Raw genomic sequence first — 13,582 nt, 5'->3', positions numbered from 1 at the left:
AAAATAATGATCTAGTATGCATTATTCTCTAGAATGCTATAACTATTCTTCGATATACTCCGAGCAAGGCATACGAATACATGCCGCTACCTTTCATTCATATGCCTGACCCCAAATAGATATTCTAGAATATCGAGTAACTCTCCTTTTTGTTCCTAGATTCTGAGCCCGAGGTAAGAAAACCAGCCACCGCATAAGCGGCTTGCCCTTGATAGTGCAAAGAATAATTGCTACACTGCTGCCTGCGCCGGAGAAATACTTAATTGTTCCTGAGTTCTTCGCCGTCGGTGGATACAACGCAGCAATTATTCTTTGTGCTGTCAAGGGTGGCGTACGCTTATAGTAGACCTCATTATCCGCAAAAAATGCCTGCCACTCGCTTTATACGAATAGCTGACATTTCTCTGTTCCATCCTATTTATCCATCCTATTACAAATCCGTCCTATATTTTATACCCCCGTCTGGAGTATCAGCCGATCATAAATCTCCGTCAATGTCTGTATCATCTTCGAAGACAGATTATAAGCACTCTGATACTTCACCAGATTCGACGCCTCTTCATCTTCATCAACACCTGAATCCGACAATCTCTGGTTACCAATTGTCTTCTCAAGGGCGGTGTAGGTATCCTCCAGAGTATTGGAATTACTTCTGTTCAGCGCTATATCCGCCAGCACCTTGGTCAGGAACTCTCCGGAGGTGGCTCCTCTGAAGATCTTCTGGGTATCAAACATTGTTTTTAACTTGGTAAGGTTAACAAATTCCGACTCACCTTCCGTAACGTCTGCCTTTGTAGCAAGTCTATCGGAGTTATCCTGCAGAACTTCGTTTACGGAGAAGTTGCCGCCGCGAAGCTTATAGTAACCCTTATTCTCTGACAGTGTCGTGAGCTGTGCGTAGCTGTACTGGGCAGCTGAATTGGTGTCCATGGCGCCGGTGAGAAGGTTAACGCCCTCCAGGGAATCTGAAGTGTACCCGTTTACCATGATCGTATTGGTTGCTGCGGAGAACTGCCTTATCCACTCATTCATCTGGGACATGTAATAAGGAATTCCCTGATAGTCATTTCCGTAGCCGATGGAAACATTGGCATTGTTATCGGGAATACTTGTCAAAGTATTCTTATCGATATAGAAAGTATAGGTGCTATCTCCGTCGTAGTCGAAGCTGTCATAGCGATAATCCTTAGCTCCGATATGGATGCTGCCATCCTCAGGAATTGAGCACTTGTTCATATCCTTCAGATAAGAAGCCTCAACCTTCACCTCCACGGCGTAGGTATCACCTGACTTGTATACGTTGGTTCCTTTTCCGTGAAAATACTGATTGTTGTTGCCATCTCTAATTGCCAGAAGACCCTGGAGCTCTCCGCCTATAAGCTTGGAATCCAGCTCAAAGTATGACAGCTCGCTGATGTTATCGCCATCTTTGTAATTGCCGCTTCCCCACTTGATATCGAACAGTCCGCTGATATCGTTCTGGTTAGTGGAGCCGTCGTCCTCTCTGGAGACGCAGATCATTTTCCTGTATTCATAGGTATCAACCAGCTCGTAGCCCCCCGCAACCCAGATCTGATATCTGGTAGCGCCGGTTACTCTGCTGGGATTGTTCTCGTCGACAACGGGAGTTTCCTTGGTCTCAACGGAAACCATCTTGGACAGCTCGTCCACAAGAGTATCTCTTTTATCTCTCAGCTCATTTGCTGTGGTTCCTGTCATCTCGATGATGTTGATCTGCTGATTTATTGAGGCAACCTCCTGAGCGATGGAACTCATTCTGTCAGCGCAGAGCTTAATCTCCGCGTTAACATCCGCCTGCTCGTTCTGAAGGCTGGTGTAAACATTGTTAAAATATTCGGTTAACGCTTTTACATTAGATACGAAAGTGGCCTTGGTCTCTGTGGTTCCCGCAGCGGTCATTACCGACTCCAGCGAGGCCTCCATTTTGGAAAAAAGTGATGAGAAGCCGCTGGTCCCATCGTCGCTGAGGTACTCCTCGATAAGGCTGTTGTAGTAGTTCTTCTGCTTGGCCACTCCCAGGAGCTGTGCGTTGTTTCTGTACTTCACATCGTAGAAGCTGTCCCGGACTCTCTCTATTGCAATGGTATCAACACCGGCGCCGGCACATCCGTAGGTGGCAAAAACTCTGAGGGCGTCGCTGGCCTCCTGTTTTACCTTCTGTCTGCTGTAGCCGTCGGTGTTGGCGTTGGAGATATTATTCGCTGTTGTGTTCAGGGCTGCGTTGGAAGCTCTAAGCCCCGATGCTGCGATATTCAGTCCAAAGAATTGTGAAGTACTCATAGCCTTTCTCCTGTAAAAAAGGGTTCTTATGCGCCTAAAGTCGATACCAGATGTTCAAGCATTTCACTTACTACGTTGATGTATCTTGAAGATGCGTTGTAGGCGTTCTGGAACATGATCATGAATTCCAGTTCTTCATCGCTGGATACGCCTACGATCTGCTCTCTTGCGGAGGATACCGCCGATACTGTTTTTTCCTGGGCCTCCTTGATGGAGTTGTAGACATCCGCTGAGTTGGCCACCTGGGAAACAAGGCTGTTGTAGTAGGTGATAAAACTGTTTCTTGTTGAAACGTTGGGATTAAGTACGTATTCCTCTTTTGTAAAAGCTTCTTTCAGAGCCGTCATCGTTGCTGTATCTTCATTGCCGTCGATGGTTCTGAAGGTGAAATAAGTTGGATCCTGTATAAGTATCGGATTAATCTGGGTATTCTTTATGGTAAGTCCCGTAATAACTGTTCCGGGAGGATTGTCCTCGCCTACCCTGTACACCAGCTTGTCATCTTCATTTGCCACGGTGAAAAGAGTGAAGTCGGAGGGCATTCCCTTTGAATCGTCCAGAACTCCCGGGTTACTCTCGGCGCTTTCAAGGATCTCATTCATCTTGGCCATGATGTTGTGGATCATCTGGTCGAACTCGGCCTCAACGTTCATGATTACCGACTGTGCGATTTTTTCATTGTAATAATCCTTGTCCTCCACAATGTCATGATAGTTGGCGTTCCTGTCGCCCCTTGCCAGAAGAACTGATTTGAGCTTGCCGATATCTGTATCTATTGAGGTTGAGATAGGAGTTTCAAGGTCAAAAACGTGTGCTCCGTCAATTGAAATCACCAGTCTTGAGCCGTCGCTCTTAAGCTCCGTAACTGCTGCGTACTCCCAGTAAGGAGTATTGTAACCTGCCGGGCTTCCGCCTTTTTCCTCAGATAATGAGTTGTCGCAGGCGATGTGGTTCACGTGATCTGTGGTGATAAAACTGGAGCCTTCGAAGAGGCAGATAACATTTCCGAAGATGTCTTCGTGATACTCGATCTTGCCGTACTGTCCCAGCTGGTCCAGAAGAAGGTTTCTCTCATCTCGAAGGTCGTTGGCCTTCTCCATTCTGCCTGATTCAATGCTTACTATATCTTCATTGAGCTGTCTTATGCGGTCTCCGATGTAGTTGATGTCTTCAACCATTCCCACTACTATGGAATCCAGGTTTTCCTGGTAGGAAACGAAGCCCTCATAAACACTTTTTGCTCTTGTCAAAAATTCGTTTGCTCTTGTCACCAATGCGCTCTGGTTAACCGCCGAGCAGGGATCCTTGGCCAGCTCCTGCACCGAAACCCACAGGTTATTGAGGGCATCGGCGAATTCCGTTCCCTCCATCTCCTGAAGCTGATCCTCGATCTCCTCCAGCGCTTTTACCGAAACGTCATAAAAAGACGACCTTCCTGTCTCTTTCCTGTAGGAAATATCCAGAAATTCGCTTCTTACCTGTTTACAATTATTGTAGTTAACTCCGGTTCCGATCTGCTTTGGGGCGATACAATCGAATCTGTTCTCAAGAGTCTGATATGCTCTTGTTCCCTGGGATACCTGCTGCCTTGTGTAGCCGTCAGTATCCATGTTGGCCATGTTGTGGGCCGTGGTGTTCAGGGCGTTCTGTGTTGCCTGCAGGCCGGAGGAGCCTACGTATAAATTCGCCATTAGTGACATAATAACTACCTCCAAGGTGCCTGTCCCCATTAACAAATTGTGAACTTCTTAGGTTGCCTCCAGACTGTGTTGTTCACAGTTTGTTGATGGGGACAGGCACCTAAAAAAGGGTACAAAAAAGACACTACCGTATTGTCTACGGTTACCTAAGCGAGTTATCTACATGCATCCGCAGCACTTTCTTCATAAAGTACTGCTTTACTGCTTTGCATCAAACCCGCCCGATGTGTAACCTAAACAATCGCCTGTAGTGTCTAACGCTCTGGAATAGTTTGCCGTCTGTGGAGCACTCTTAGACGCCTGGATGATATTCATCTCGAATTGTACCATCTCCAGTGAACTTTTCAGAAGTTCCTGGTTCTGGCCGTTTACACGTCTGACATTTGCGGTGACACCTCTTAGTCTGTCCCGCTGCACTGCCAGATTTTTCTGATCTTCCGGTCTTTTTTCCAGTACAACGATCAGATCGGTCAGCTTCAATGAATCAACATCCTTGTTGAGTACGTTTGCGATATCCTTCATGGCTGTTTCACGCTGTTTCTCCAGCATCTGGATACTGCCTATCACGTACTGCTCCTCATCCGTGATCTTAGCAAGTGCCTCTAGATCGCCTTTTATGATGATGACGGTCTTTCGGCTCGATAACTCCAGTAATTGCTCGTACATTGTGCATTCCTTATCAAGGACATCCACAAGATTTTCCATAAGACTTGCCACTGGAATCATCCTCCTGTATGTAATTTAGTCTGTGGCTGCTCTATAATCAGAGGCCTTCGAATTTTGCCAGTAATTTGTCAGCAAAAGCCTCACCACTAACATCATAAGTACCGTTTTTAATAGCAGCTTTGAGCGGAGCTACGATATCTTCCCTGATATTCGGGGCTTCACTTACAGCCTGTTTTGCAACCTGGATATCTTTTCCAATAGAAGAGAATGATACAGTATCCCTGACATCATTGGTCTTCTTAAGCTGCTGGGTCTTATTGACTTTGTTGTTTGAGTAGATCTGCTGGACCTGACTGTATGCTTCTATTCGCATAATCTTTTCCTCCTTCCCTGGAGTAATTTTTGTTTTCTACTTCATTTATCGGAAGATTCCTTATTTACTTTAGCCTTTTTCTTAAACTTTTCCCCCTCGTTTAAGAATGAAATAGAAAAATACTCCGGGCAATACTTTATATTATTGATGGTTACTGGTTTTCCCCGCTATGGGGAATCCTTGCTACGATAGATATATCGGATGAATTTTAAAATACTTTATAGTTATTTTACAATTTTTTGAATTTTTTTAAAAATTATCCGGGAACGCATGGATGACAAGGGGACGGTTCCTCATCCAATATAGGTAAAGGCTTACAGCAAAAAAAATTTCGCCTTATAACGTCGAGGTGGATTTAGGAGCGTTTCAGATAGGCAGATGGGCGATTGCTCTGAGCGAAGTCGAAATGAGCCCGTCTGACTAGATGAAATGCCCTATAATCCCCGAAAGGTTATGGCGAAATTTTTATTGTTGTAAGTCTTTGACTATATTGGATGAGGAACCGTCCCCGGACTGTATTATTCTACATCTTGCAAAGCCGCAACCCCTTCCTCGCCGGTACGTACCTTAACAACGCGGCTAACATTGTAAACGAAGATCTTGCCATCTCCGATATGTCCGGTATAAAGCGCCTTCTTTGCCGCATCAATAACCTTCTGTACAGGAATCTTCGATACGATAACCTCAACCTTAACCTTAGGAAGGAGCGTTGAGTCTACTGTCGCACCACGATACTTCTCTGTGGATCCCTTCTGAACGCCACACCCCATAACCTGTGTCATGGTCATGCCGGTTACGCCCAGCTCGTTGAGGGTCTTCTTAAGGGTATCAAACTTAGCAAGCTTGCAGATAATGGAAACCTTGTGCATTCCGCTGTCGAACTCGGGTGAAAGAGGTGCTTCAACTGCTACAGGTACAGCAGCGTCCTTCTTTGCCTGAGAAGCAAGGTCGTAGGAATCCTCGCCAAGGTCTGTGTTCTCGTTAACATCAACTGTAAGAGTGTTTGAAATATCCATGATTGAGAAACCTGCGTAAGCTGATGTAAGGCCGTGCTCTGTGGAGTCAAGACCAAGGATCTCTTCTTCCTCAGTTACTCTAAGGCCGATTGTAGCCTTGATGATAAGGAATGCGATTGTAATTGTGATTGCTGTCCATGCTGCTACTGTTACAAAACCTACAAGCTGGATTCCAAGAGTGTGGAAGCCGCCGCCGTAGAAAAGACCAACTACGCCTGTCTCCTCGTTGCCTGGAGCTGTAGGTGTTGCAAAAAGACCAACTGCGATTGTTCCCCAGATACCGTTCATCATGTGAACTGCTACGGCACCAACAGGATCATCAACTCTGAGTACATAATCAAGGAACCAAACTCCGAAGCAAACAAGAAGTCCTGCTACTGCACCGATAACGATTGCTCCAAAACAGTCTGTTACATCGCAGGGAGCTGTGATAGCTACAAGGCCTGCAAGAGATGCGTTAAGTGACATTGAAACATCGGGCTTACCATATTTGATCCAGGTAAATACCATTGTTACACAGGTTGCTACTGCAGGTGCTACTGTTGTTGTAAGAAAAATTGAAGCAAGCTGCTCCTTTGATGTTGCTGCTGCGCCGTTGAAGCCATACCATCCAAACCAAAGGATGAAGCAGCCAAGGGCACCGATTGCAAGGTTACTGCCGGGGAAAGCGTTAACTTCTGTGATCTTGCCGGCCTTGTCCTTAGTGAACTTACCGATACGAGGACCAAGAAGAGCTGCGCCAATGAGGGCTGAGATACCACCTACCATGTGGATTGCGCAAGATCCTGCGAAATCATGGAAGCCCATCTGCGAGAGCCAGCCGCCGCCCCAGATCCAGTGTGCCTCAATTGGGTAGATGAGACCTGAGATCACGCCTGAATAGATACAATAGGATAAAAACTTAGTTCTTTCAGCCATAGCTCCTGATACAATTGTTGCTGTTGTTGCACAGAATACCAGGTTGAATACGAAATTTGAAAAATCAAAATTTGCATAGCTTGTGAAAATGTCAAAACCGGGCTTACCGATAAATCCCATTAAATCTTCCCCAAGTAAAAGGGAGAAACCGATAAGAATGAACATTACTGTTCCGATACAGAAATCCATAAGATTCTTCATAAGGATATTACCGGTGTTCTTGGCTCTGGTAAAACCAGCCTCCACCATGGCAAATCCTGCCTGCATCCAGAATACCAGTGCGGCTCCTATAAGGAACCAGATGGCAAACACGGTACTCGTTGACGACTCCGATACCAAACTCCTAATCGCTTCTTCTGTCATAACATTACTCCTCCTGTTTATTTAATTGGTTTCCCGGACGTGAACGGCTGCAGGATGCTTCCGCTTACGTCTCATGGTGCTAATTACAGCTGTTGAACATTTATAAAAATAGGAGCTGCAAGACTTTTTATTAGCCTCACAGCTCCATTGCTGTCAATATATTATGTGAAAATTGTGTGAATTGGGGTCAGACCCCAATCACAGAATGTTCACAGATTCGTGTATCCCATTAAAAATTCATCGATCTCCATCGCGCATTCTCTGCCTTCCACGATGGCCCAGACCACGAGGGACTGGCCGCGGTGCATATCGCCTGCGGTGAAGACTTTGTCTTTGCCGGTCTTGTAGGCGCCGGGGGCGGTCTCCACAACTCCCCTTTGTGTGAGCTTAACCTTGAAGGCGTCTGCGGTGTACTCCTGACAGCCAACGAAGCCTGCGGCGATGAGGAGAAGCTCGCATTTGATCTCCTTCTCGGTGCCGGGCACCTCGGTGAGCTTGCCGTTTTCGAATTTCACCTGAACAGTCTTTATTGCTGAAAGCTTGTCCTTTTTAAGAACCAGCTCTTTTACCGTGGTCTCGTAAATACGAGGATCGTGACCAAACTTGGCGATGGCCTCCTGCTGACCATAATCGGTCTTAAGGACCTTGGGCCACTCAGGCCAGGGATTACTCTCAAGCCTCTCTGTGGGAGGTGCGGGCATCATCTCCAACTGGGTTATTGATCTGCAGCCATGTCTGATGCAGGTTCCAACGCAGTCATTTCCGGTATCTCCGCCGCCTACAACAACTACGTGCTTGTCCTTGGCGCTTATGAAGGTCCCATCCTTAAGATCATTCTCCAGAAGGCTCTTGGTAGTGGACTTAAGGAAATCCACTGCGTAGTGAACACCCTTAACCTCTTCAAATCCCTTGACTCCAAGGGGCCTTGGTTTCTTGGCGCCGCAGCACAGTGCGATGGCATCATACTTTGCATTCAGCTCCTCAGCAGTGATATCAACCCCAACATTCACACCGGTCTTGAATACGACTCCCTCTTCCTCCATGAGCTTCTGTCTTCGGAAAATAATCTCCTTCTGAAGCTTCATATTTGGAATACCATACATCAACAGTCCGCCGATTCTGTCCTCCCTTTCGTAGACCGTAACGCTGTGGCCTCGCCTGTTCAGCTGATCTGCCACTGCCAGTCCGGAAGGACCGCTTCCTATTACTGCAACTTTTTTCCCGCTTCTTACCTTGGGAATACGGGGCTTCATGTAGCCTTCCTTAAAAGCGGTCTCGATTATGTACAGCTCGTTGTTGTGAACCGTTACGGGATCGTCGTTAATCCCGCAGACACAGGCTTTTTCGCAGAGAGCCGGGCAAACACGTCCGGTGAACTCCGGGAAATTGCTGGTCTTTAAAAGCCTTGAAAGCGCATGCTGTATGTGGTCGTGATATATCTCATCGTTCCACTCAGGAATCAGGTTGTGAAGCGGACATCCCGTTACCATGCCTTTTAGCTTAATTGCCGACTGACACATGGGAACGCCGCAGTTCATGCATCTTGCGCCCTGAAGCTTTCTCTCTTTTGCATCCAGATGGTTATGGAATTCCTTGAAATTCAGAATTCTTTCATCCACAGGAATGATCTTATCTTCAATTCTTTTATATTCCAAAAAACCTGTAGCTTTTCCCATCTTTATGCTCCTTTGGTAATCTCGTTGAACGCTTCCAGAACCGCATTCTCATGTGAGATTCCCTGCTCCTCATATTTTCCGATGGCACTTATAACTCTCTGGTAATCGTGAGGAACTATCCTCTTGAAATGAGGTATGTACTCCTCGAAATTATCAAGCACCTCTTTTCCAAGTTCCGAACCGGTTTCCTTTACGTAGTCCTCAAGAATGTCCCGTAGCTCAGCGATGTCGTATTTCTCGGTAAGCTCCTGGATCGAAGCCATCTCTTTGTTCATCCTTCTGTAAAGGTCATGATTCATATCAAGAACATAGGCGATTCCGCCGCTCATTCCCGCTGCAAAGTTCTTGCCTGTTCCGCCAAGAACCACTGCTCTTCCGCCGGTCATATACTCCAGTCCGTGGTCGCCGCAGCCCTCAACTACTGCTGTTGCTCCGGAATTTCTTACGCAGAATCTCTCGCCTGCAACTCCGCAGATATAGGCTTTTCCTGAGGTTGCGCCGTAGAGTGCAACGTTACCGATGATGATGTTTTCAGAAGCTTTGTAAGCCGCATCCTTTGGCGGAACAACAACAATCTTACCGCCTGACAAGCCCTTTCCAAGACCGTCGTTGGCGTCGCCTGTGAGCCTCATTGTCATTCCCTTAGGAATAAATGCTCCGAAGGACTGTCCCGCACCGCCTGAGAAGTTAACTACGAAGGTGTCGTCTTTTACGTCGGTTCCAAGCTTCTGTGTTATCACAGATCCCATGATGGTTCCTACTGATCTGTTGGTGCTGGTCACAACCGCCGACTCCTCATGCTTCTTGCCGGTCTCTATATATTTCTCGAACTTTGGCAAAAGAACTGCTTCATCAACAGTCTCTTTTAACTTAAAGTCGTAAGAAAGCTTAGGATCAAAGTGCTTTGCAGATACGTCCGCATATTCCTTGTTAAGGATCTGAGAAAGGTTAACCATCTCAGCTCTCTTGGTTATCTGCTTCTCCTTCATCTCAAGGCAGTCGGTTCTTCCAACCATCTCATCCACGGTCTTGAAACCAAGCTTTGCCATGATCTCTCTCATCTCTTCTGCGATAAAGAGCATGAAATTCATAACATATTCAGGCTTACCCTTAAAGCGCTTCCTCAGCACCTCGTTCTGGGTTGCAATACCGAAAGGACATGTATCCTGACTGCAGACTCTCATCATCATGCATCCCATGGTTACAAGGGGAGCTGTGGCAAAACCAAATTCCTCCGCGCCGAGAAGACACGCTATAGCCACGTCTCTGCCGCTCATGAGCTTACCGTCGGTTTCCAAAATGACGTGATCTCGAAGTCCGCTCTCAATAAGTGCCCTGTGGGCCTCTGCAACTCCAAGCTCCCAAGGAAGTCCTGCGTTGTGTATGGAGCTGTGGGGCGCTGCACCTGTTCCTCCGTCATAGCCGGATACCAGGATTACCTGGGCTCCTGCCTTGGCAACACCTGCCGCGATAGTTCCTACGCCTGCTTCTGAAACCAGCTTGACGGATATTCTTGCCTTTCTGTTGGCGTTCTTAAGGTCATATATGAGCTGCGCCAGATCCTCGATGGAGTAAATATCGTGATGAGGCGGAGGTGATATCAGTGATACTCCCGGTGTGGAAAATCTTGTTTTGGCAACCCATGGGTATACCTTCTTGCCCGGAAGATGTCCGCCCTCACCGGGCTTAGCGCCCTGGGCCATCTTAATCTGAATTTCCTGTGCGCTCAGAAGATACTGGCTGGAAACGCCGAATCTTCCTGAGGCAACCTGCTTGATTGCTGAATTTCTGATGGTTCCGAATCTCTCCGGATTCTCACCGCCCTCACCAGTATTGGATTTTGCACCCAGAGTGTTCATGGCGATTGCCATTGTCTCGTGGGCTTCCTGTGAGATTGAGCCGTAGCTCATGGCGCCGGTGTTGAATCTCTTTACGATCTCGGAGGCGGGTTCTACCTGGTCCAGCGGAATCTCTTTTTTCTTAGGTACAAATTCCAGAAGGCCTCTCAAGGTGTGCGGTCTGTCGTCGTCCACCATTGCGGTGTATTCCTTGAATCTGTCGTAGTTTCCGCTCTGGCAGGCCTGCTGCAGTGCGATTATGGTCTGAGGATTGTAAAGGTGGTCCTCTTTGTCATCGCCGCTTCTAAGCTTGTGGAAGCCTGTGCTGTCCAGGGTTGTATCTGTTGAAAGTCCCAGAGGATCGAAGGCGTGATCATGTCTGAACTTGATGCCTTCCTCAATCTCCTCGATTCCGATACCGCCGATACGGCTTACGGTTCCGGTAAAATAGTTATCTATCACTTCCTTTGAAAGACCGATGGCCTCAAAGATCCTTGCTGACTGGTAGGACTGAAGGGTTGAAATACCCATTTTTGCCGCAGTCTTAACGATTCCGTGAAGGATTGCGAAGTTGTAATCCTTGATAGCTGTGTGATAGTCCTTGTCCAAAATTCCGATATCTATGAGCTCGGCAATACACTCGTGAGCCAGATACGGGTTGATTGCTCTTGCACCAAAACCAAGGATTGTAGCCATCTGATGAACATCCCTTGGCTCGCCGCTCTCAAGGATTATGGAAACGGCGGTTCTCTTCTTGGTCCTTACAAGGTGCTGCTCCACTGAGGAAACCGCAAGGAGTGACGGGATTGCCACGTGGTTTTCATCGATTCCTCTGTCGGAGAGAATGATTATGTTGCTTCCCTTTGCATAGGCTCTGTCAACGCTGATGGAGAGCTGCTCGAGAGCTTTTTTAAGGGATGTGTTCTTATAATAAAGAAGTGAAATGACTTCGCTCTTGAAACCGGGCTGGTCAAGACTTCTTATCTTCATAAGGTCAACGCCTGTAAGAATAGGGTTGTTGACCTCCAAAACTCTGCAGTTTTCGCCTTTTTCCTGAAGAAGGTTACCGTCGGATCCGATGTAAACCGTGGTGTCTGTGACGATCTCTTCTCTGAGGGAGTCAATCGGAGGATTGGTTACCTGGGCAAAAAGCTGTTTGAAATAGTAAAACAGCGGCTGATGCTTCTCCGACAGAACTGCCAGAGGAACATCGTGTCCCATGGAGGCTGTGGCCTCTACGCCGTTCATGGCCATGGGAAGGATGCCGGTCTTGACGTCCTCATAGGTGTAGCCAAAGGCTTTGTAGAGCTTATCTCTCATCTCCTGAGTGTGGGTCGGGATCTTTTTGTTGGGTATTGTCAGCTCGCCAAGGTGAAGGAGATTCCCATCAATCCACTCGCCGTAGGGCTGGCGGGCTGCGTAGTAGTTTTTGCACTCCTCATCGGAGATGATTCTCTTTTGCTGTGTGTCGACAAGTAGGATCTTGCCGGGCTGGAGTCTCGATTTTTTCACTATATGGGAGGATTCAATGTCAAGTACGCCAACCTCAGAGGACAAGATCAGTCTGTTGTCGTCGGTTATGTAATATCTGGAGGGCCTCAGGCCATTTCTGTCCAGAGTCGCTCCAAGGATATCACCGTCTGAGAAAATAATGGCTGCGGGGCCGTCCCAGGGCTCCATCATGGTTGCGTAGTAATGATAGAAATCTTTTTTACTCTCCTCCATGAAATGGTTGTGCTTCCAGGGCTCGGGAATAGTCATCATTACAGCCAGCGGCATGTCGATGCCGTTCATGTACATGAATTCAAGGGTATTATCCAGCATTGCTGAGTCAGAGCCGCTCTTGTTCACAACAGGGAAAATCTTGTCGGTGTCCTCATCGCTCATGATGGGAGAGACGATTGTTTCTTCTCTGGCCAGCATTCTGTCGATGTTACCTCTGATTGTATTGATCTCGCCGTTGTGGGCGATCATCCTGTAGGGATGGGCTCTCTCCCAGCTGGGAGTTGTATTTGTTGAAAATCTTGAGTGAACCATGGCGATGGAAGTCTTGTAATCAGCGCTCTGAAGGTCCTCGTAGAAGGCTCTGAGTTGCTTAACAAGGAACATTCCTTTGTAAACGATGGTTCTTGAGGATAAAGAGGTGATATAAGTGTCCTCTGAGCTCTGCTCGAACTCTCTTCTGCAGACATAGAGCTTTCTGTCGAAATCAAGGCCTCTCTCCACATTCTCAGGTCTTTCGATGAAGCACTGGCAGATATAGGGCATGCAATCCCTTGCCAGGTCTCCCAGAATCTCTGGATGTGTGGGCACTTCTCTCCAGCCAAGGAACTTAAGGCCGTTCTTTTCGCAGATCACTTCAAACATTCTTTTGGCAAAGGTTCTCTTAAGCTCGTCCTGAGGAAAAAAGAACATACCGATTCCGTAATCTCTGCTGCCCTTGAGGGAGATTCCGCAGCGCCTTGCGGCCTTGGAGAAAAATGCATGTGAGATCTGAAGGAGGATGCCTACACCGTCTCCGACTTTGCCGCTGGCATCTTTTCCTGCTCTGTGTTCAAGCTTTTCCACGATGGAAAGCGCATCGTCAAGGACCTTATAATCAGCATGTCCGTCGATGTTGACCACAGCGCCGATACCGCAGGCGTCGTGTTCTATATTGTCGTTATATAGGATTGGGCTAAGCATCTGCCCCTTCTGGTCACTTATCATTTTTCCTTACTCCTCATTATTT

General features: G+C 47.3%; 7 protein-coding genes. All 7 read right to left on the bottom strand.

Going from position 1 to position 13,582, the window contains the following annotated elements:
- Positions 1-450 precede the first annotated feature (450 nt).
- Positions 451-2,301 (bottom strand): flagellar hook-associated protein FlgK, encoded by a 1,851-nt coding sequence (locus G588_RS0104430; protein ID WP_022777555.1) that lies wholly within the window; start codon positions 2,299-2,301, stop codon positions 451-453.
- Between the two features lie 26 nt (positions 2,302-2,327).
- The gene (gene flgK, locus G588_RS0104425; protein WP_022777554.1) at positions 2,328-4,001 is read right to left on the bottom strand and encodes a flagellar hook-associated protein FlgK; all 1,674 of its coding nucleotides are present in this window, start codon (positions 3,999-4,001) and stop codon (positions 2,328-2,330) included.
- A gap of 198 nt (positions 4,002-4,199) precedes the next feature.
- A complete protein-coding gene (locus tag G588_RS0104420; protein ID WP_242830337.1) occupies positions 4,200-4,727 on the bottom strand; it encodes a flagellar protein FlgN in 528 nt (175 codons plus the stop codon).
- A 37-nt stretch (positions 4,728-4,764) separates the two neighbouring features.
- Positions 4,765-5,040 carry a flagellar biosynthesis anti-sigma factor FlgM gene (gene flgM, locus G588_RS0104415; RefSeq protein ID WP_022777552.1) on the bottom strand — a complete coding sequence of 92 codons (276 nt, stop codon included), beginning with the start codon at positions 5,038-5,040 and terminating at the stop codon, positions 4,765-4,767.
- Between the two features lie 518 nt (positions 5,041-5,558).
- Positions 5,559-7,337, bottom strand: a complete 1,779-nt coding sequence (locus G588_RS0104410) for an ammonium transporter (protein WP_022777551.1) — start codon at positions 7,335-7,337, stop codon at positions 5,559-5,561.
- Positions 7,338-7,546: 209 nt separating this feature from the next.
- Positions 7,547-9,013 (bottom strand): glutamate synthase subunit beta, encoded by a 1,467-nt coding sequence (locus G588_RS0104405; protein ID WP_022777550.1) that lies wholly within the window; start codon positions 9,011-9,013, stop codon positions 7,547-7,549.
- Positions 9,014-9,015: 2 nt separating this feature from the next.
- Positions 9,016-13,560, bottom strand: coding sequence for a glutamate synthase large subunit (gltB, locus tag G588_RS0104400; RefSeq protein ID WP_022777549.1), 4,545 nt, complete (start codon positions 13,558-13,560; stop codon positions 9,016-9,018).
- Between the last annotated feature and the right edge of the window lie 22 nt (positions 13,561-13,582).

It is taken from the genome of Butyrivibrio sp. AE3009 (assembly GCF_000420845.1).
In the GTDB taxonomy this organism is placed as follows: domain Bacteria; phylum Bacillota; class Clostridia; order Lachnospirales; family Lachnospiraceae; genus Butyrivibrio.
Note: the sequence above shows the minus strand (reverse complement) of the source record. Positions and strands in the feature narration are given on the sequence as shown.

Bases quoted from the DNA above. Each gene is read 5' to 3' on its own strand.
- G588_RS0104430 (WP_022777555.1), bottom strand. From the start codon at position 2,301: ATGAGTACTTCACAATTCTTTGGACTGAATATCGCAGCATCGGGGCTT.
- flgK (WP_022777554.1), bottom strand. From the start codon at position 4,001: ATGTCACTAATGGCGAATTTATACGTAGGCTCCTCCGGCCTGCAGGCA.
- G588_RS0104420 (WP_242830337.1), bottom strand. From the start codon at position 4,727: ATGATTCCAGTGGCAAGTCTTATGGAAAATCTTGTGGATGTCCTTGAT.
- flgM (WP_022777552.1), bottom strand. From the start codon at position 5,040: ATGCGAATAGAAGCATACAGTCAGGTCCAGCAGATCTACTCAAACAAC.
- G588_RS0104410 (WP_022777551.1), bottom strand. From the start codon at position 7,337: ATGACAGAAGAAGCGATTAGGAGTTTGGTATCGGAGTCGTCAACGAGT.
- G588_RS0104405 (WP_022777550.1), bottom strand. From the start codon at position 9,013: ATGGGAAAAGCTACAGGTTTTTTGGAATATAAAAGAATTGAAGATAAG.
- gltB (WP_022777549.1), bottom strand. From the start codon at position 13,560: ATGATAAGTGACCAGAAGGGGCAGATGCTTAGCCCAATCCTATATAAC.